The 19,782-nt window shown below is 70.5% G+C and carries 14 protein-coding genes; 3 read left to right on the top strand and 11 right to left on the bottom strand.

Annotated features, from left to right (window positions below):
- The 7 genes from FMQ63_RS16985 to opgC all read right to left on the bottom strand — a co-directional run.
- On the bottom strand, positions 1 to 2,468 hold a 2,468-nt coding region (locus FMQ63_RS16985), incomplete at its 3' end, for an excinuclease ABC subunit UvrA (protein WP_141276664.1).
- Positions 2,469 to 2,586: 118 nt separating this feature from the next.
- On the bottom strand, positions 2,587 to 3,945 hold the full coding sequence (locus FMQ63_RS16980; RefSeq protein WP_011553484.1) for a sensor histidine kinase KdpD: 1,359 nt from the start codon (positions 3,943 to 3,945) through the stop codon (positions 2,587 to 2,589).
- The gene (locus tag FMQ63_RS16975) at positions 3,942 to 4,622 is read right to left on the bottom strand and encodes a response regulator transcription factor (RefSeq protein ID WP_011553483.1); all 681 of its coding nucleotides are present in this window, start codon (positions 4,620 to 4,622) and stop codon (positions 3,942 to 3,944) included. Before FMQ63_RS16975 ends, FMQ63_RS16980 begins: the two co-directional genes overlap by 4 nt.
- 22 nt (positions 4,623 to 4,644) lie before the next feature.
- Positions 4,645 to 7,734, bottom strand: a complete 3,090-nt coding sequence (locus FMQ63_RS16970) for an efflux RND transporter permease subunit (RefSeq protein WP_011553482.1) — start codon at positions 7,732 to 7,734, stop codon at positions 4,645 to 4,647.
- Complete coding sequence (locus FMQ63_RS16965) at positions 7,731 to 8,840, bottom strand: efflux RND transporter periplasmic adaptor subunit (RefSeq protein WP_011553481.1); 1,110 nt, start codon at positions 8,838 to 8,840, stop codon at positions 7,731 to 7,733. Before FMQ63_RS16965 ends, FMQ63_RS16970 begins: the two co-directional genes overlap by 4 nt.
- Complete coding sequence (locus FMQ63_RS16960; protein WP_216608502.1) at positions 8,837 to 10,045, bottom strand: TolC family protein; 1,209 nt, start codon at positions 10,043 to 10,045, stop codon at positions 8,837 to 8,839. The genes FMQ63_RS16965 and FMQ63_RS16960 overlap by 4 nt, the downstream gene beginning before the upstream one ends.
- A gap of 68 nt (positions 10,046 to 10,113) precedes the next feature.
- The gene (opgC, locus tag FMQ63_RS16955) at positions 10,114 to 11,382 is read right to left on the bottom strand and encodes an OpgC domain-containing protein (RefSeq protein WP_011553479.1); all 1,269 of its coding nucleotides are present in this window, start codon (positions 11,380 to 11,382) and stop codon (positions 10,114 to 10,116) included.
- 199 nt (positions 11,383 to 11,581) lie between these two features.
- Between opgC and FMQ63_RS16950 the strand changes: the two genes are divergently transcribed.
- A complete protein-coding gene (locus FMQ63_RS16950) occupies positions 11,582 to 12,940 on the top strand; it encodes a hypothetical protein (RefSeq protein WP_225909253.1) in 1,359 nt (452 codons plus the stop codon).
- A gap of 12 nt (positions 12,941 to 12,952) precedes the next feature.
- On the opposite strand, the gene FMQ63_RS16945 is transcribed toward FMQ63_RS16950, so the two are convergent.
- The 4 genes from FMQ63_RS16945 to FMQ63_RS16930 form a co-directional block, all read right to left on the bottom strand.
- Entirely contained in the window at positions 12,953 to 14,167 is a 1,215-nt protein-coding gene (locus FMQ63_RS16945) for a tetracycline resistance MFS efflux pump (protein ID WP_020478322.1), read from the bottom strand.
- Between the two features lie 157 nt (positions 14,168 to 14,324).
- Positions 14,325 to 14,975 carry a TetR/AcrR family transcriptional regulator gene (locus FMQ63_RS16940; protein ID WP_011553476.1) on the bottom strand — a complete coding sequence of 217 codons (651 nt, stop codon included), beginning with the start codon at positions 14,973 to 14,975 and terminating at the stop codon, positions 14,325 to 14,327.
- 17 nt (positions 14,976 to 14,992) lie between these two features.
- Complete coding sequence (locus FMQ63_RS16935) at positions 14,993 to 15,985, bottom strand: aromatic ring-hydroxylating dioxygenase subunit alpha (protein ID WP_011553475.1); 993 nt, start codon at positions 15,983 to 15,985, stop codon at positions 14,993 to 14,995.
- Positions 15,986 to 16,087: 102 nt separating this feature from the next.
- Positions 16,088 to 16,693, bottom strand: coding sequence for a DUF4136 domain-containing protein (locus tag FMQ63_RS16930; RefSeq protein ID WP_011553474.1), 606 nt, complete (start codon positions 16,691 to 16,693; stop codon positions 16,088 to 16,090).
- A 245-nt stretch (positions 16,694 to 16,938) separates the two neighbouring features.
- Here FMQ63_RS16930 and FMQ63_RS16925 point away from each other — a divergent pair, with 245 nt between their 5' ends.
- Both FMQ63_RS16925 and FMQ63_RS16920 read left to right on the top strand, forming a co-directional pair.
- Positions 16,939 to 19,083, top strand: a complete 2,145-nt coding sequence (locus tag FMQ63_RS16925; RefSeq protein WP_011553473.1) for a M13 family metallopeptidase — start codon at positions 16,939 to 16,941, stop codon at positions 19,081 to 19,083.
- Between the two features lie 75 nt (positions 19,084 to 19,158).
- Positions 19,159 to 19,734 carry a GNAT family N-acetyltransferase gene (locus tag FMQ63_RS16920; protein WP_011553472.1) on the top strand — a complete coding sequence of 192 codons (576 nt, stop codon included), beginning with the start codon at positions 19,159 to 19,161 and terminating at the stop codon, positions 19,732 to 19,734.
- Positions 19,735 to 19,782 lie beyond the last annotated feature (48 nt).

Genomic DNA, 19,782 nt, shown 5'->3' with positions numbered 1-19,782 from the left:
CGCCCGCCCTTGTCCCCAGCGCCCGGGCCCATGTCGATGACCCAGTCGCTCGCGGCCACCACGCGCATGTCGTGCTCGACGAGGATGACGGTGTTGCCGGAGGCCACCAGCCCCTCCAACTGCGTCATCAGCTTGTCCACGTCGGAGGGGTGCAGGCCCGTGGTGGGTTCGTCCAGCACGTACAGCGAGCTGCCGCGCTGGGCCCGCTGAAGCTCCGTGGCCAGCTTGATGCGTTGGGCCTCGCCGCCGGACAACTCCGTCGCGGGCTGCCCCAGCCGCAGGTATCCCAACCCCACCTCCCGCAGGACGGCGAGCGGCCGCTGCACCAGCGGGTCCTCGCTGAAGAAGTCGTGGGCCGCGTCCACCGTCATGCCCAGCACCTCGGCGATGTTCTTGCCCCGGTACTGAATCTCCAGCGTCTTGGCGTTGTAGCGGGCCCCCTGACACGTGGGGCACGGCGCGTAGACGCTGGGCAGGAAGAGCAGCTCCACGCTGACGAAGCCCTCACCTTCGCACGTCTCGCAGCGGCCCTTGGCCACGTTGAAGGAGAAGCGTCCCACGTCATAACGCCGGGAGCGTGCGGCGGGCGTCGCGGCGAAGAGCTTGCGGACGTTGTCGAACAGCCCCGTGTACGTCGCCAGGTTGGAGCGCGGCGTGCGTCCAATGGGCTTCTGGTCTACCTGCACCAGGCGCTTGATGCCCTCCATGCCGGAGGCAATCCTGCCGCCGGTGGTGTGGATGACCGTGCGCTCCAGCTCCTCTCCCTCGTCCTCGTTCTCCGGCACCGCGTGGCCCAGGTGTCCGGCCACCAGCTCCACCAGGACCTGGCTCACGAGGCTCGACTTCCCGGAGCCGGAGACCCCCGTCACCGTGGTGAGGACGCCCAGCGGGAAGTCGACGTCCACTTCCTTCAGGTTGTTGCGCGACACGCCCTGCAGGCGCAGCCAGCCCTTGGGCGAACGCCGCGTGCCGCGGTGCTTCTCCGCGTCGCCGAAGAGATAGCGCCGCGTCCGGGACGCCTTCACCGCCTTCAGGCCTTCGAGCGGACCGCTGTAGAGAATCTGCCCGCCCTGCTCGCCCGCGTCGGGCCCCACGTCGACAATCCAGTCCGCGTGGCGGATGACATCCACCTCGTGCTCCACCACGAACAGCGAGTTGCCTGAGCCCTTGAGCTGGTCCAGCGCCTTCAGCAGCGCCGCGGTGTCCGCGGGGTGCAGCCCAGCGGACGGCTCATCGAGCACGTACACCACGCCGAACAGGTTGGAGCGCACCTGCGTGGCCAGCCGCAAGCGCTGGAGCTCGCCAGGAGACAGCGTCGGCGTTCCGCGCTCGAGCGACAGGTAGCCCAGGCCCAGCTCCGTCAGGACGTTGACGCGCGCCAACACGTCGTGGGCGATGCGCTGGGCCACCAGCGCCTTCTCCGGATGCACACGGGCAAGCGCCGCCACGTCCTTGGCCGTCCCATCCGCCACGGGCGCGAGCAGGTCCGTGAGTTCACTGAGCGGCAGACGCGACAGCTCGCCGATGTCGAGCCCCGCGAAGGTGACGGACAGGGACTCGCGGCGCAGGCGCTTGCCGTGGCATTCGGGGCAGTCGCCGCTCACCATGTACTGCGAGACGCGCCTCTTCATCAGCGCGCTCTGCGTGGTGGCGAAGGTCTGGAGCACGTAGCGCCGGGCGCCCGTGAAGGTGCCCATGTAGCTGGGCGCCGCCTTGCGCTTGAGGGCCCGCTGCGTCTCGGCCGGAGTGAAGCCCGCGTAGACGGGCACCGTGGGCTGCTCCTCCGTGAAGAGAATCCAGTCCCGGTCCTTCTTCGGCAGCTCGCGCCACGGCCGGTCGACGTCGTAGCCGAGCGTCACCAGGATGTCGCGCAGGTTCTGGCCGTGCCACGCGGGCGGCCAGGCGGCAATCGCCCGCTCCCGGATGGTGAGCGAGTCATCCGGCACCATCGACTTCTCGGTGGCGTCGTAGATGCGGCCCAGCCCGTGGCACTTGGGGCACGCGCCCGCGGGGGTGTTGGGGGAAAAGGCATCCGAATCCAGGTGCGGCTGCCCTCGCGGATACGTGCCCGCGCGCGAGTACAGCAACCGCAACGAGTTCGCCAACGTCGTCACGCTCCCCACGGACGAACGCGTGGTGGGCGCGCCCCGGTGCTGCTGGAGCGCCACGGCAGGGGGCAGCCCGTCGATGGCGTCGACCTCCGGCACACCCGCCTGGTCGATGAGACGGCGCGCATAGGGGGCCACGGATTCGAAGTACCGCCGCTGCGCTTCCGCGTAGAGCGTGCCGAAGGCCAGCGACGACTTGCCCGAGCCCGACACGCCGGTGAACACAACGAACGCGTCGCGGGGAATTCGGACGTCGACGTTCTTCAGGTTGTGCTGGCGGGCGCCGCGCACCTCCACGAAGCCTTGCTCGGTGGTACCTGACGAGTCTGATTGCTGCTTCGAACGACGAGCCCTGGCCATACGCCCCACGCTGAGTTGTCGGAAGGGATGAATTCCGGCGGCGTTGTACCGGAGGCAGATGTGGGAGACACGCGCGAACACGGGCCACTGCCCCCGGGCTCGACGAACGCTCCCGGGCTCACCGGCCAGGCAGCGTCAGCAGCACCCGCGCGCCCGGGCCCGGGCTTTCCACCACGCGCGCGTCGCCACCATGGCCCCGCGCCACCTCGCGCACGAGACTGAGTCCCAACCCCACGCCCCCCGCGTCCCGCTCCAGGCGGTGGAAAGGCGTGAAGACGTCCTCACGGTGCGTCTCCGGGATGCCGCGCCCCTCGTCCTGGACAGCGACTTCCCAATGCGCGTCCCGGTGCGCCAGCTCCAGCCGCACCTCGGACCCACGAGGCGCGTAGCGGAGGGCGTTGGCCAGCAGGTTGTCCACCGCTCGACGAACCGCCATCGCATCCATCCGGCAGTCGGCCTCGTCGGGGCCTACCACGCGCAGCGACACACCGCGACGGTCCGCCTCCGCCCAGGCCCCCGCGGCGGCTTCGTCGAGCAGCCCGCGCAAATCCCCCTGCTGAAAATCGAGGGCGCCGCCCGCCGCCGACAGCTCCAGCAGCGCACCGGCGACGCTGGCCAACCGGTCTACCTCGCGCCGGTTCTCCTCCAGCACGGTGCGCAACTCCTCCGCGCCACGCTCGCGCCGCAGCGCCAGGTCCAAGCCGGTGCGCATGAGGGCCAGCGGCGTGCGCAGCTCGTGCGCGGCGCGCGCGATGAGGCGTTCTTGCGCTTCACGCGCGGCGCGCACGCGCACCGCGGCCTCGGTCAGCGCCAGGCGCACCTCCATGATTTCGTCCCGGGGCTCATCCACGGGCACCGGGGCCACCATGCCTCCGTCGCGCGAGCGAGCCACCTGGTCCGCGATGCCATGAAGCCGTCGCGCGAGCCCCCTCGCCTGCCAGCCCTGGATGCCAATCAGCACCCCGCCCAGGAGCAACGCCAGCACGGTGGCGACGGAGGTGAAGGTGCCCACCGCCTGGTCCACCGTCCCCAGGGACGCCACCAACTGCAGGACATGGGGCACGCCCTTCGGCGAGCGCACCTGCACCGTCAGCACGCGAAGCCGCAGGCCCGAGCCCAGACGCTGCGTCTCCAGCCGCGACGTGGGCCCGTCCTCGGGTAGCACCCGTTCGTAGACGGTGGGTGACTCGGGCGGGAAGACGGAGAGCAGCGTCCCATCCGGGCCATAGAGCCGCGTCGCGGGGACGAAGGCGCGCACCTCTCCCGCCAACGGGGAGGGCTCCACGTGCAGATGCGGGCGCCCATCCGGCGCGTCGAAGAGGCTCACGCTCTCCGCGGCGGCTTGCGACAGCAAGGCTTCGTCCAACGTCCGTTCGAGCACCACGCGGAACACCTGGACAGCCACGCCCAGCGCGGCGACCACCGCCACCACGGGCACCACCGCGCCCCACAGCCACATCCGCCGGACCAACCTCACCGAGCGCCCTCAATCACCAACCGGAAGCCCACGCCACGCACCGCCTGGATGGTCACCCCTTCCGCGCCCACCTCGGTCAGCTTCGTGCGCACGTAGCCCACGTAGACGTCCACGATGTTGGGAGGCCCATCGAAGCTGGGGCCCCACACCTTCGCCAGCAGGCTGGAGCGGGTGTGGACTTCGCCCGCGCGCGAAGCCAGCTCACCCAGCAGGGCGAACTCGCGGCCCGTCAAGGCCACCTCACGGTCGCCACACGTCAACATCCGCCGCCGGGCATCGATGTGGATGGCCCCTCCGCCCCAGGACTGCGTCTGGCCCTCGGAGCGGCGGTGCAGCGCCTCCAGGCGCGCGAGCAGTTCCTCGAAGGCAAAGGGCTTCACCAGGTAGTCATCCGCGCCAGCGCGCAGGCCCGTCACCCGCTCCCCCACCGTGCCGCGGGCGGTGAGCATCAGCACCGGCGTCATCAAGCCGCGTTCGCGCCAGCGCCGCAGCAGCGCGACGCCATCCATGCCAGGCAGGGCCCAGTCGAGGATGATGGCGTCGTAGGCAACCTCGCCTGCCTGGTCGAGCGCGTCTTCCGCCGTGCGGCAGGTGTCCACGAGGTGGCCCTCTTCCCCGAGCCCCCGCCGGAGCAGGTTCGCCATCCGCTCCTCGTCTTCCACCAGCAGCAGCCTCACGGCACCGGCCTCCTTCACCCCATCATGCACGCGCCTGCGTGCGCGTCCTACCCGCGAACCATGGGTAGAGTGTGGGGAGGATGACCAGGGTCAGCAGCGTGGAGGTGACGAGCCCGCCCACCACCACCGTGGCCAGGGGCCGCTGCACCTCGGCGCCCACCCCGCGAGCGAGCATCATCGGGATGAAGCCCAGCGCCGCCACCAGCGCCGTCATCAGCACGGGCCGGGCCCGCTCGCGGGCCGCCATCACCACCGCCTCACCGGGAGCATGGCCGTCCGCTTCGAGCCGCTGTTCGCGCGACATCAGCACGACGCCGTTGAGAACCGCGATGCCGGACAGCGCGATGAAGCCCACCGCCGCGGAGATGGACACGGGCAAGTCCCGGGCCGCCAGCGCCATCATCCCGCCCACGCACGCGAAGGGCACGTTGGCGAAGATGGCCAAAGCAGGACGCATGCGACGGAAAGCGAACAGCAGCACGGCGAAGATGAGGAGGGCCACGGCGGGAAGCACCAGCGAAAGCCTTTGCCGTGCCTCCGTCAAGGTCTCGTACTGACCGCCCCACTCGAGCCGATAGCCATCAGGCGGAGCGAGCGACTGCTCCACGCGGCTCCGAGCCCGCTCCACCACCGTCCCCAGGTCCACGCCTCGCACGTTGAAGCCCACCACCAGCCGGCGCTGGCCCCCTTCCCGGCTCACCAGCCCAGGCGAGGAAGTCAACCGCACGTCCGCCACGCGGGAGAGCGGAACCAGGCCTCCCGTCTCCGTGGGAAGGGGCAGCTCGGCCAGGGAGAAGGCATCGGACGCGCCCGTCAACCGCAGGACGATGGGCACGCGCACCGCCCCATCCCAGGTGGCGCCCACCTCCACGCCACTGCGCACCGCGCTCACCGCCTCCAGCACATCGACCGCGCCCAGGCCCGCGCGGGCCGAATCGAGTGGGCGAGGCGTCACCTCGAAGAGCGGCACCTCCGGCGGAGCGAGCACACGCACGTCCACCGCACCCGGTTCCTGGCTCAACAGCGCCGCGGCCCGGCGAGCCAGGAGCCCGAGTTCGGTCAGGTCCTCGCCGTAGATGCTGAGCGCCACGTCCGTCACCGCGCCCCCGAGCAGCTCGTTGAAGCGCATCTGGATGGGCTGCGTGAAGGCCGGGTCTCCACCTGGGACACGGGCTTCCAGCACCTGCCCCATCTCCTCGATGAGCGACTCACGGGTGAGCCCGGGCCGCCACGCATCCCTCGGCGCCAACGACACGAAGACGTCCGCCATCTCCAAGCCCATGATGTCCGTGGCCACCGCGGGGCTGCCCACGCGCGAGACGACCTGGCGGACCTCCGGAATCGCTTCGAGCAGGACTCGCTCCATCCGGCCCGCTTCGCTCACCGCCGCGTCCAGGCTGATGTCGGGGACACGCGTGGTTTGAATCACCATGTCGCCTTCGTCCAACTGCGGCGTGAACTCCGTGCCCGCGTGAGCGAAGATCCACCCACCCACGGCCAACAGGAACACGGCCACGGCGGCCACGGGCACGCGCCGGCGCACGCTCTGACGCAACGCCGGGGCGTAGAGACGCTCGAACCAGCGGACCAGCAGTGGCTCACGCGCGGGGACGTGCTCGGGGCGAATGAGCCAACTCGCGGCGGCGGGGATGAAGGTCAACGACAACAGCAGCGCGGTGGCCAGCGCGAAGACGACGGTCATCGCCATGGGCCGGAACATCTTCCCGTCCACGCCTCGCAGGGACAAGATGGGCAGGTACACGAGCAGGATGATGAGCACGGAGAAGAAGACGGGACGGGCCAGGGACACGGCCGTCTCCTCGACGTGCTCACGGGGCGAACGCTGTTTCTCCTCCGGCGACAGATGCGCCAACCGGTGGAACAGGCCCTCCACCATCACCACCGCGCCATCCACCAGCAGGCCGAAGTCGATGGCTCCCAGGCTCATCAGATTGCCGGGGATGTCCAGCGCCACCATGGCGGTGGTCGCGCCCAGCATGGACAACGGAATGGCCGAAGCGACCAGCAGACCCGCGCGCACGCTGCCGAGCAACAGGAAGAGGACGCCCACGACGAGCAGCCCTCCTTCCAGCAGGTTCTTGCCCACGGTGCGCACCGTGCCGCGCACCAACGTGGCGCGGTCATAGACGACGTCCAACCGCACGTCCTCGGGCAGCAGCGCTCGCACATCGGGGAGCGCGTCGGAGATGGCGCCCGTCACGGCGAGCGCATTGGCATCCCGAAGCATCTGCACCATGACGTAGACCGTCTCGCCGCGCCCATTGGAGGTGGCGCTGCCAATGCGAGGCAGCGCGCCTTCGGTGACCTCGGCCACGTCGCCCAGGCGCACGGCCATGGCCCCTGGCCGGGGAATCAACGCCTCCGCCAGGTCGGCCGGCACCCGAGGCCGCGCCACGGCGCGAATCAGGACGTGGCGCTCTCCCACCGGAAGGCTCGCGCCCGGAGCGCTGCCGGTGGCTCGCTCCAGCGCGTCACGCAACTGCGCGAGCGTCACGCCCCGCTGGGCCAGCCGCACCGCGTCCGCGCGCACCTCCAGCGTGCGCTGGTGGCCTCCCCAACTGTTGACCTCCACCACGCCCGGCACGGTACGCAGGCGGGGCGCCACGCGAAACTGCGTCAGCTCGAGCAACTGCGCGCCCGTGCGCTCCGGCGAGGACAGCGTGAAGTGGAAGACTTCGCCCAACCCACCGGTGAGCGGCCCCAGCTCCGGTGGATCCACGCCCGGGGGCAGCGTGGAGCCGAGCACGTTGAGGCGCTCCTGCACCTGCTGCCGAGCCCGGTACGGGTCCACGCCGTCCTCGAACACGGCGGTGACGGAGGAAAGGCCATAGCGGGACAGGCTGCGCTGCTCCTCGAGTCCGGGCATGCCGCCCAGCGCCACCTCCACCGGCCGCGTCACCAGCCGCTCCACCTCCTCGGGCGTCAGGCCGGGCGCACGCGTAAGAACGAGCACCTGGTTGGTGGTGATGTCCGGCATCGCGTCCAGCTCCAGGCGGAGCGACACCGCGACGCCCGCCAGCGCGAGCACGCCCGTGAGGACCAGGACCCAGACCCGGTGACGCACCGACCAGCGCACGAGGGCTTCAATCACGGCGTCACCTCATCGGCGTCACCGGCCTGAGACTCCAACAGCAGCGCCGCGCCGTCAGCGGCGACCGTGTCCCGGGCAGACAGCGGCCCTTTCACCAAGGCCTCCGCGCCGGAAGTGGCCAGCACCTCCACCTCCCGGCGCACGGGCTGCCCCTCGCCGCCGCGCGTGAAGACGACCGTGCGCGCACTGTCGAAGGCCAGGGCGCGCGCCGGGACCAGCACCGTGTCCTCGCCCGCCGCGGCCTGGATGCGCAACCGGCCCCCCTGCCCCGCGCGCAGCACGGCGGCGGTGTCCTCTGGCTCGAACCATGCGCGCCACGTTCCATCCGCGGCGTCCACGACCGGGGACTGGCCCACCCACCGCACCGGAACAGCGATGCCCTGGGACGACACGAAGGCGAAGCTGGCGTCCTCGGGAGGACGCACGGACAGGCGGGCCTCCAGGCGCGCGGGGCCGTCAGCGGCCACCCGCACCAAGGCGGCACTGGCCTCGGGCTGCATCTCCCCCAGCACCGCGCGCACCTCGGTGACGATTCCTCCGATGGGGCTCTTGAGCCAGACGGTGCCACGCTCCGCCACGCCCCGGGCTTCCCCGGGAGCGATGCCCGCCACGCGCAACACCGCGTGCGCCGCGACCAGGGCGGCGCGGGCCTCGGCCTGTTGCGTCTGGGCGTCGGCCAGGTCGGGCAGCTTCGCCAGCCCCTGGGCATGAAGCGCCTCCAGGCGCTCCACCTGCCGCGAATAGGCCTCCAGCCTCAGCGAGGCGGCGCTGGCGGCCCCCGCCGCCTCCACCACCTCCGGCATCAGCACCTCCACCAGCGGGTCTCCCGCCTTGACTTGCTGACCCGGCCGCGCGCGCACCTGCTGCACTCGGGCGCGGAACGGCGCGGAGAGCGCGGCGACGGCGTCCGGGCTGGACAGCACCAGCGCGGGGGCCTCCGCCAGGGCCACGCGAGACGCCGCGCGCACGGGCACCCACGCCGAAGGCGCGGAGGCGCGCGCGGGGGGCGGCGCGGGAGGAACCTCCGCGGTGGAAGAACCGGACGTGCACGCCCCGGACAGGGCGAGCATCGGCACAGCGACGAAACGGCGGACGAAGGGCGTCATGGCAGAGCGGAGAGCAGGAGGTGGAGCCGCGCGGCGGCGAGCGAGGCTTCGCCACGAGCGAGCGCGAGCCGGATGTTGGCGGCGGCCCGGGCGCGGCGGGCGCGCAGGACGTCAGGCAGCGTGCTCTGGCCCGCGCGCAGCAACACGTCGGCCAGCCGCGCGGCCTCTTCGGCCTTGGGCGCCAGGGACTTCTCGACGACGGAGAGCTGCGCTGCGGTCTGCTCGCGCTCACGGAACGCCAGGGCCAGCTCCGCGGCGGCGCGCAGCGCGGCTTCCTGGGCCTCGCCCTCCAGACGTTCAGCGGCGGCGAGGAGCGCGCCACGCTCGCGCTGACCCGCGTCGAACATCGGCGGCGTCACGCCCACCATCAGCAGGCCACTGAGCCCGCCGTAGTACTCACGCACGCCCTGCGCGCCCACCGTCACCTGCCAGCCCCGCGCTGCCCGGACCTCCGCCGCGCGGGCCCGCTCCGCCACACCCAGCAGGCGCCGGGCCTCCGCATCTGGAAGCTCGGAGGCGCGCGCCAGCCACCGCGCTTCTTCGGAAGACGGCGGCAATGCCACTTCCGGCAGTGCCTCCGCGACCACCAGGTGCGCGTCGGGCTGACGGCCCACCAGTACCGCCAACGACAGCCGCGCGTGGGTCACCTCCGCCTCGCGAGCCAGGAGCGCGACCTGGGCCTCGGCCTCGAACCCTTCCGCTTCGGCCAGCTCCAACCGGGTGGCGCCGCCCAGCGCCAGCGCATCCGCGACGGAGGTGCGCAGGGCACCCGCCAACGTCGCTTCCTGCTCGGCCGTCGCCGCGGCCTGCTGGGCCGACCAGAGCGTCAGCCAGGCCCGCGCCACCTCCAGCCGGCGGTTCAGCAGCGCGGCCACGGCCTCCCGCTCCAGCGCCCGGGTCTCCGCGCTCGCCGCGTCGCGCTGGGCCCCCGCCAGGTTCGACAGGAAGAGCGGTTGCTCCACCGACACCGTCAGCTCGAAGCCTGGCCCCTCGGGCTGGGCGCGCCGCCCCGGCACCACGCTGAGCGTGGGGTTGGCGGCGAGCCACGGCAGCCGCGCGTCCCACACACGCCGCGTTTCCACGGCGCGCGCCAGGCTCGCGGGCAGCGCGGCTTTCGCGGCCAGCGACTGGGACTCGGCGAAGGTGAGTGGAGGGGACTCTCGCGCCGGAGCCGCGGCGAGGAGTGTGACGAGCAGGACCCACATGCCGCGCACCCTAGGGAGGGCGCGCGCATGCCGTTTGAGGGCATCCTGAGAGAATTCTCAGAGAAGCCCTATGGGGTCCGACTGCTGCGCAGCGCGGCCGCCTGTCTGCACGCCACCAGCAGCATCACGGTGAACGTGGCCACCAACACGACGACCTCTTCCCAGTCGGCCAGCGGGTCCTCGTTCTCATTGAGCAGCGCCAGGCTGAGCAGGCACAGCACCAGATGCACGGAGAACACGGGCAGGGACGCACGGCCCAGCGCCTCCAGCACGCGGGGGCGCAGCCAGCGGAACACCTTGGGGCTCAGCCAGCTCGCCAGCAGGGCCACGGCCAGGAAGTTCACCAGCCTCACGGGCGCCAGGGTCCACTTGTCGATGAGGGCGCCATACAGGTCCAGGTCGATGCTGAAGATGCCCACCTGGTAGCGCATCAGCAGCAGCGCCACGCTCACCACCAGCGCCCCGCTGAGCAGCACGGGCGAAACGACCTCGCGCTTCTCCGGCGCCGTGGCACGGCCCACGCCCAGCCACACGCCCAGCACCCACAGGAACTGCCAGGCGAACAGGTCGAAGGCCCCCGACAGCTCGATGCGCAGCGGTGGCCACGGCAGCACCGGGATGAACACCAGCAAATCGTAGAGCGCGCGCTTCAAGCCCAGTTGCGCCGACAACCACACCAACCCGCTCAGACACAGGATGCGCGTCCACCCCGCCTTGCGCGCGCCCAGCAGGATGAAGGGCGTCAGCAACAGCAGCACGACGTAGAGCGGGAGGATGTCGAGCAGCGGTGGACAGTAGAGCAGGAACAAGCTGCTCCACAGCGCGGTGAAAGGGTCCTCGTGGAAGAAGCCCAACAGGTTGTGGATGGCGGGACGGTGCGTCGCCATGCCCAACGTCCCGATGACCGCGAACGCGAAGGCCAGCAGCGCCACGTGGTAGCCGTAGACCTTGAGCGCCCGCTGCCAGAGGCTGCGCCACAGCACGTTCGGATCCGCCGCTTCAATCTTGTTGGCGTACACCACGCCCACGAGGAACGCGGACAGGAAGACGAAACCCTCGGCCGCGGAGACGAATCCGAATGGCTGGTTGCTGATCGTGTTCAGTCGCGTCGGCAGGTGCGTCAGCGTCATCAACACGAGCAGGATTCCGCGCAGGCTGTCGAGCTCGGGTCTGCGATTCATGTGGACGAAGGTCGGCTTGAAGGGTTCTCGGGTCAGGTGGGCCGTTGAGGATGCCCTCAATGGAGGATTCCACACTGTCCATAACCCATTCCGACAGAACAGGCCCAGCACCCACACACAGGGCGCCTCCTCCGAGGAAGCCCCCCACGGCCACATCGACGTCACCACACACGCAGTCTGTGTCACAGCGAGCACAGCGCACACACACGCTCCGTAACTGGCTAGGCTGCGAGCGCCTCGGGCCCGCCGGGCGCCGCCGCCAGTGGCAGCGCATCCAGGTCAGGCCCCGCGGCGGCACGGCGGGCCGGTCATGGCCCTCTCACTGCCCGGCCTCGCCGGGTACAGGAGAACCTGGATGCTCACATCGAAGAATCCCCAGCGCTTTCTGCACGCAGCACTCCTCTGCGCCCTGTCCTGGAGCGGCCAGGCGATGGCCTCCGGCGCGGAGGAGCTTGCCCCCACCGACGCGAAGGCACGGATCCATCCCCAGAACGCGAGGGCCCTGTTGCGCGCGGAGCGCCTCCTCGCGTCCGAGCCCCACTTCCTCCCTCCGCCGTTGCCTGACTGTCCTGGGATGATCGACCACGGCGTCGTCCGGCTCGGCGTCGCGCCCGCGGGGCACCTGAACCTCCCCTGCCCCACCAACACGGTCTCCAGCGGCACCTTCGGCACCCGCACGATTGGCTTGCGCTACCTGCCCACCAACGGCGAGGCCGCCGCGCCCGGGAGCGCGTGTGAGGGCTGGGGCGTCGCGAGCGCCGACCTGGGCATCTCCGGCTACAGCTCCGCGGACTGCGGCGCGTCCTCCAACCTCACGGCGGAGATCAACGCGCCATCGCCCATCTCCACCATGTCGGTGGTGCGCGTGGGGAACACGTTCCGGGTGACGCACATCTACACGCCGTCGCCGGTGACGAACCATCTGTACCAGGTGGACGTCCTCATCGAGAACATCGGCACGGCCTTCATCGCCGACCTGCGCTACACGCGCGGCATCGACTACGACATCCTGCCGAACACCTTCTCCGAATACGTCACCGTCGCGGGCACCGCGGGCAACCCCTGGGTGGTGAGCGCGGTCGACAACAACTTCGTGTCGCTGGACCCGCTGGCCATCAACTACTCCCTCATGGGCGGCACGGGTGACTTCACCAACGTGGGCCCTGGTGACCTGGGCGCGCAGTTCGACTTCCGGCTGGGCTCGCTCGCCGTCGGACAGGTCCGCTCCTTCCGGACGTTCTACGGCGCCGCGGGCAACCAGGCTGACGCGCTCAACGCCCTGTCGGCCGTGGGCGCGAGCACGTACTCGCTGGCCAAGGGAAATTGGAACGGCACCGGAGACCCGCTGAGCCCCACCGGTGCACCTGCGGGGACGTTCGGCGCGACCACCGGCCAGCCGAACACCTTCATGTATGGCTTCCGCCCGCCGGAGTCGCCGACGAGCTGCACGGTGGAGTGCCCTCGCGTCCTGTCCCACGGCGTCTACACCGTGGACCACTCGGGCGACCTGGACCGCTGCGTCGTCAACGGCCAATACGCGAACAACACCGTGGCCGTCACCTACCTGTTCGGCGAACGCGTCGAGTTCATCTGCAGCGACTACGGCAGCCCGCATGGCAATCCGTGCAACGTCGGTCCCGGCGCCGACACCTGCAACCTGGCGGCCTTCCAGAGCCTGTGCAGCAGCCCGACGTTCGCGCAGTACTGTCTGTAAGCGGCCCCGCGCTCAGACTTTCAAGGTCGACTGCGGCGGCGCGTCCGGAACGCGCCGCCGCAGGAGCGAAGCCCCCACCAACAGCGCGACGCCCGCCGCCACCGCCCCACTGGTGAAGGGCGCACCAGGCCCCAGCCGTGAGTAGAGGAAGCCGCTCCACACCGGCCCCACCACGCGCGCGAGCCCGCCCGCCGACTGCACCACGCCCAGCACCCCGCCACGCAGCTCGCGCCCCGCGAACCCGGAGGCCAGGCTGGCCATCAGCGGCTGCAACAGGCCCGTCCCCGAGCCCACCAGCACCATGGCCAGCACCAACATGGCACCGTGGCCCGCAGCGGCGATGCACGTGAGCCCGGCCCCCATGCACGCGGCGCCCACCAGCACCAATGTCGTGTCCCGGACCCGGCTCGTCAGCCAGCCGATGACGAAGGCCTGAAGCACGAAGGTGACCAGGCCCATCAACGCGAAGAGCCGCCCGATCTCCTGTTCGCCCCAGCCGAAGCGCGCCTGGGCCAGCAGCCCCAGCGACACCTGGAGGTTCGTCATCCCGATGAACACCAGGAACGTCAAAGCCAGCACCGCGCCCAGCCCGGGCCGGGCCAGGACGTCGGACAGCCGCACCCGGGGACGGCCTGGCTCCTGGTGCCGCTCCGCCTGCGGGCGGTGTGTCTCCGGAAAGAAGAAGAGCACGCCGAGCATCGCCGCCGCCGCCATCACCGCGCCCGCCAGCGGTGGCGCCCAGGCGCCATGCACATGGAGGAGGCTGCCAATGACGGGCCCCAGCACCATGCCCAGGCCAATGCCCGCGCCGACGAGCCCCATGCCCGCTGCCCGCCCACTCTCGTCCGTGACGTCCGCCACCGCCGCCTGACACGCCGCCAGGTTTCCCGCGGTGGCTCCCGCGAGCAGCCGCGACGCGAACAACCACGGCAGCCATTGGACGTGGGTGGAGTACGCGAACAGGGCCATGGAAATCGCGTTGCCCAGCAGGCTCAGCAGGATGACGGGGCGGCGCCCCACCCGGTCCGACAGCCGCCCCAGCACCGGCGAGGCGACGAGCTGCGCGAAGGAGAACAACGCCAGCAGCACACCCGCCGTCGTGGCCGTCCCGCCCATGGACTCCACGTAGAACGGCAGCAACGGGATGATGAGGCCGAAGCCCACCAGGTCCAGGAACACCGTGACGAAGACGAGCGCCCGTACCCGTCGCTGCACATTCCGGGGCACGGGAGAAGTCCATGATGGCGGGGGCATGCGCCAGATGATTGACGGCCCCGCCCGCCAGGGGAACAGGTTTCGCATCCGGCTCTGCCGCGGCGTCCAGGGGTCCTGCGCGAACCGGGCCCGCGCCTACTGAGACGCCCTGCCCGCGCCAGGGTCCGCCTCAGCGCCGCTTCGCGGGAGGCGGGCCCACGGGCCTGGGGACCAGCAGGTCCTCGAAGAGGGAGAACACCTGCTCCGCCCCGCGCTGGAGCGCCGGCACGCCGCTGTGCGCCCACTGTTCGAGCAGCCACCCATCCGTGACCTGTCCGATACCCATGAGGGACGTCAGCAGCAGGGACTCCGGCACATCGCCACGCACCGCGCCCAGCGCGCGCCCGTCCGCCAGGACGCGCTGGAACCACGCCACCAGCGGCCCTTCGAAGCGCAGCCACGCCGCCTGAAGCTTCGGATGGGTGCGCGCCTGCGACATGCTTCGGAGAAGCCGGGCCGAGCGCTCGTCGTTCACGATGTGCGTCGTCAGCGCGAAGTACCGCTCACGCAGGGTGCGCCAGAAGCCGTCCGCGTCCGCGGGCCGATGCCAGGCCCCGAATCGCTGCGCCAGCGTGTCCAACGTGAGGGCCAGCACGGCGGCATAAAGGTCGTCCTTGCCCTCGAAGTAGTAGTACGCGACCCCCTTCGAGAAGCCCGCGCGCTCCAGGATGCGGTTGTAGGAGGCCCCATCGAAGCCGTGCTCCGCGAACTCCTCCGCGGCCACGGCGAGGAGTGTCTGTCTGCGCTCGGGGTCGAGCCTGCTGGCGCGGGGACGGGGCATCGGACGCAGCGCTTCTATCAGGATGCGCCAGGAGTGTCGCCGAGCGCCGCGCGATGCAGCTCATGCCACGCGACGATGGCGCGGTCCGCCCGAATGAGCGTGCCGTGAGTCAGCGCACCGGAGCGAGGCAGGCTGGAGCGGACCATCCGGTAGTCGTCCGGCTGGATGAAGCGGAACTCGAACGCAATCGCCAGCCGGGCAGCGAGCCACCGGAGCCCTGGCAGCCGGACGTATTGCTGGTGGAAGCGCGCCGCGATCCACGTGTGCTCGGCATCCACGGGCGTGCAGACGACGGCGGCGACCAGCCGGGGCGTGAAGCGCAGGTGGAGGACGCCCGGGTAGCCCACGTCGATGGCGAAACGGAACCCCGTCCCAGGCGGACGTGTCTCCTTGCGCAGCCAGCCGACGGTGCGAATAGCCCCTGCGTCCACGTGGACCTCATAGGGGTCCAACCGCGTGTAGCCCGGCGGGACATAACGCCGGTGCGCGAAGGGAAAGTGATGGAGGTCCATCATCCCCTCCATGACCCGGGTGAAGCGTGCGTTCCAGACCTCCTCCACCGCGGCGCTGCTCGAATCAGGTTCCGGCGCGTCCGCGAGCCAGGGCAACGCGGGAAGGGACGCGGGCGCCCTGCCCCCCAGCCATGCCCAGATGAACCCATGCGCCTCTCGCACCGGATGCATGCGCAGCGCGAGGCCTCGCGAGGGCTTCGCGTCAGGCCCCTCACAGGGCATGGCCAGACAGGCGCCGCCACCGCCGTAACGGAAGCCGTGGTAGGGGCATTCGAGCGCCCCCTGCCGCACGCGTCCGAGCCCAAGGTCCGCGCCCCGGTGGGGACAGGCCGCATCCGCGCAGTGGGCCTCGCCCGCGGCGTCCCGCCAGAGCACGAGCCGCCGCCCCAGGCGCTGGATTCCCAAGGGCCGTCCTGTCCCGAGCGCCGGTGACCGCGCCACCGCGTACCAATGCGCCGCCCACTGCTCGGCGTGCTTCGAGCCTGTCGCCTCGTTCATCGAACACCCAGCCTGGACCGATGGTTGGACCACTGGTCTAATACTGGCGGCCGACATGAGGGCTCGCAACCGAAAACGCGAGGAAGCGGCTGCCTGGCCGGCTCAGGACGCTTCCGGGCGGGGCGGGAAGCGCGACAGCATCTTGTGCACGGCGTCGTTGATCTTCTTCTGGAGTGCATCGGGCGACAGGTTGCGGTGGAGCTCCGCCTGGGCCGTGCCGCGCCAGACCAGCCGCTGCTCCCGGGCATCCACGCCGTCGAGGATGAGCGTGCCCACGTCGTATTCGCGGACATAGGTGCGCGGGCCCCCCATCCCGTACGGATAGCCGTAGGGTCCGTAGAAGGAACTCCAGGGGCTCCAGTATGGGCCCCAGGGGTAGCCATAGAAGGAGTCCACCGTGTCGACAGACACCTTGGTGTTGATGGCGCCCTGCCACCCCACGAGAAAGTCCGGGTCCTCGCTCATGTCCACCCTCTGGTAGCCACGGGCCTTCAGCTCCTGGTCCACCGCCATGCGCACGCGCACGTCAATGATGTCATTGTAGACGCGGGCGTCCTTGCCCTGGGGCTGCGGCAGCCAAGCGTACCGGCGGAAGTCATCGATGCGCTCGACGGCCGTGGGGTCATAGTTGGTGTTGACGCGGATGCCCGAGCAGGCCGCCAGCGCCAGCCCCAACAGCACGGGGGTGATTCGGAACAACAGCCGCATGGGAGCCTCCTGGATGTCGGGGCGCGGACACATCGCGGCCCCGGCTCCCTGCAAACCTAGGCGTCCGTCACGCGCCCCTCGGGTATGGCCCGGCCGTTCGGCGACTGTGGCGGAGCCGGGCCGGGCGAAAGGTCCGCCCGCTCGGGATGAAACCGCCGAATCCGCTGTTCGGTCCGCGCCTTCGCACGCCGGACCGTCTATATCCCCGGTTTTCGGCTCGCAGTCCCCTGTTTCAGGAGCAATCCTTGACACATCCCCATCGACGTTTCCCCGGCGCCAGGCATGTGCTGGTCTCCGCGTGCACCACTGCGCTGCTCACCTCCTGCGCGTCTTCCACCTCCGCGGAGAAAGCAGAACCGCCCGCGCCTGTCGCCACGGCGCCCGCCGAGGCCCCCGCGTCCAAGCCGAAGCCCACGTATGGGACCTTCGGCTTCGATACCCCCGGCATGGACCGCGACATCGTGCCGGGCAACGACTTCTACGGCTTCGCCAACGGCACCTGGGTGAAGCGGACGGAGATTCCGCCGGACCGCTCCAGCTACAACATGTTCACCACGCTGGCGGAGCAGGCGGACCAGCGCAACCGCGAGCTCATCGAGGAGCAGCGCCAGGCCCCCGAGGGCAGCGAAGCCCGGAAGGTGGGCGACATCTTCGCCAGCTTCATGGATGAGGCGGCCATCGAGGCCAAGGGCGTGGCGCCGCTCAAGCCGGAGCTGGAGCGCATCGCCGCCATCGGGCAGCGCAAGCAACTGGCCACGGTGCTGGGCGCCACCCTCCGCGCGGACGTGGACGCGCTCAACATGGGCGACGTCACCACGGACCGGCTCTTCGGCCTCTGGGTGGCCGAGGACCTGAACGAGCCGTCGCGCTACGCCCCCTACCTGCTGCAAGGCGGCCTGTGGCTGCCCGACCGGGACTACTACCTGGTCGACAACCCGCGCTTCACGGAGCTGCGCAAGAGCTACCAGGCGCACATCGCGGCCATGCTGAAGCTGGCCGGCTTCGATGACGTGGAGGCCCGCGCGGGCCGCGTCTTCGCCCTGGAGCGAAAGATGGCCCAGGCGCACGTGTCGCAGGTCGACACGCGGGACATCTCCAAGGCGAACAACCCCTGGCCGCGCGCGGAGTTCGTGAAGCGCGCGCCCGGCCTCGCCTGGAAGGAGTTCTTCGACGCCGCGGGCCTGGGCACGCAGGAGCAGGTCATCGTCTGGCAGCCGAGCGCGCTGACGGCCCTGTCGAAGCTCGCCCAGAGCGAGCCCCTGCAGGCGTGGAAGGATTACCTGGCCTTCCACGCGGTGGCTCGCGCGGCCCCGTACCTGCCCAAGGCCTTCGTCGACGAGAGCTTCGCCTTCAACGGCAAGACGCTGAGCGGAACGCCCGCCCAGAAGGAGCGCTGGAAGCGTGGCGTGGACGCCACCAACCTCTCCATGGGCGAGGCGGTGGGCAAGCTCTACGTCGCGAAGTACTTCCCGCCGGAGGTGAAGGCGGAAGCGGAGGCCATGGTCCGCAACATCATCACCGCGTTCGAGAAGCGCATCGACGCGCTGACGTGGATGTCGCCCGAGACGCGGACCCGCGCCAAGGAGAAGGTGGGCACGCTCCAGGCAAGCATCGGCCACCCGGAGAAGTGGCGTGACTACTCGGGGCTCGACATCGTGGCCGGTGACGCCTACGGCAACGCCGAGCGCGCCGTCCGCTTCGAGTACCAGCGCAACGTCGCCAAGCTGGGTCAGCCCGTGGACCGGAAGGAGTGGTACATGGTCCCGCAGTTGGTGAACGCGCTGAACTCACCGCAGCAGAACTCCATCATCTTCCCGGCCGCCATCCTGCAGCCGCCCTTCTTCGACGCGAACGCGGACCCGGCCGTCAACTACGGCGGCATCGGCGCGGTCATCGGTCACGAAATCGTCCACAGCTTCGACGACGTGGGCGCCAAGTTCGACGCGCGCGGCAAGCTGGAGAACTGGTGGACGAAGGAGGACGAAGCGAAGTTCCAGGCCGCGGGGAAGGCCCTGGCGGCCCAGTACAACGACTACCGCCCGCTGCCGGACCTGTCTGTGAATGGCGAGCTGACGCTGGGTGAGAACATCGCGGACATGGCGGGGGTGGCGGTGGCCTATGACGCCTACCAGCTCTCCCTGGGCGGCAAGCCCGCGCCTGTCATCGACAGCTACACCGGTGACCAGCGCTTCTTCCTCGGCTTCGGCCAGGTATGGCGCGCCAAGTACCGCGAGCCGTACCTGCGCCGCATCATCATGACGGACGGCCACGCGCCGGGCCCGTACCGCACCGCCACCGTTCGCAACCTCGATGCCTGGTATGGCGCGTTCGATGTCAAGCCCGGGCAGACGCTGTTCCTGACTCCCGAGCAGCGCGTCCGCATCTGGTAGACGTCAGAGGAGCCGCATGACGCGGTCGTTCCCGCCAGTCGGATTCATTCGCGGCCGGCTGGCGGTTCGAACTCAATGCCAAACACAAAGGCGCTTGAAATGTCTCACCTGGCAAGCAATGGCCCCGTACTCGAAACACAGCGTCTCATCCTCCGGCCGCCCCTGGCCGAGGACCTGGATGGCTTCGCGGCGCTATCGGCCGACCCGGAGTCGGCGCGTTTCATCGGAGGGGTCCAGCCGCGCGCGATGGCGTGGCGCACCCTGTGTGTGATGGCGGGCTCGTGGTCGCTCCAGGGCTTCGCGATGTTCTCCGTGCTGGAGAAGTCCACGGGCGCGTGGGTGGGGCGAGTGGGCCCGTGGCAGCCGGAGGGCTGGCCAGGAACGGAGATTGGCTGGGGCCTGCTCCGCGAGTACTGGGGCCGGGGCTACGCCACGGAGGCGACGGCGGCGACCATGGACTGGGCCTTCGACCACCTCGGCTGGACCGACGTCATCCACTGCATCGTGCCAGAGAACACCCCGTCCCAGCAGGTCGCGCTCCGGCTGGGGTCGCGCGTGCTGGGACAGGCACACCTGCCACCGCCGCACGACATGCTCCGCGTCGACCGCTGGGGGCAGAGCCGCGACGAGTGGCGTGCTCGGCGGAAGTAGGCGCCGCGTTGCTCCAAAGCAGGGTTCGCCTGTCCGTCCCCTGGGGTG

Origin of the sequence: Myxococcus sp. CA005, assembly GCF_006518205.1 — a bacterium.
Lineage (GTDB): Bacteria > Myxococcota > Myxococcia > Myxococcales > Myxococcaceae > Myxococcus > Myxococcus xanthus.
This window is presented reverse-complemented; position numbering and strand designations above follow the sequence as displayed.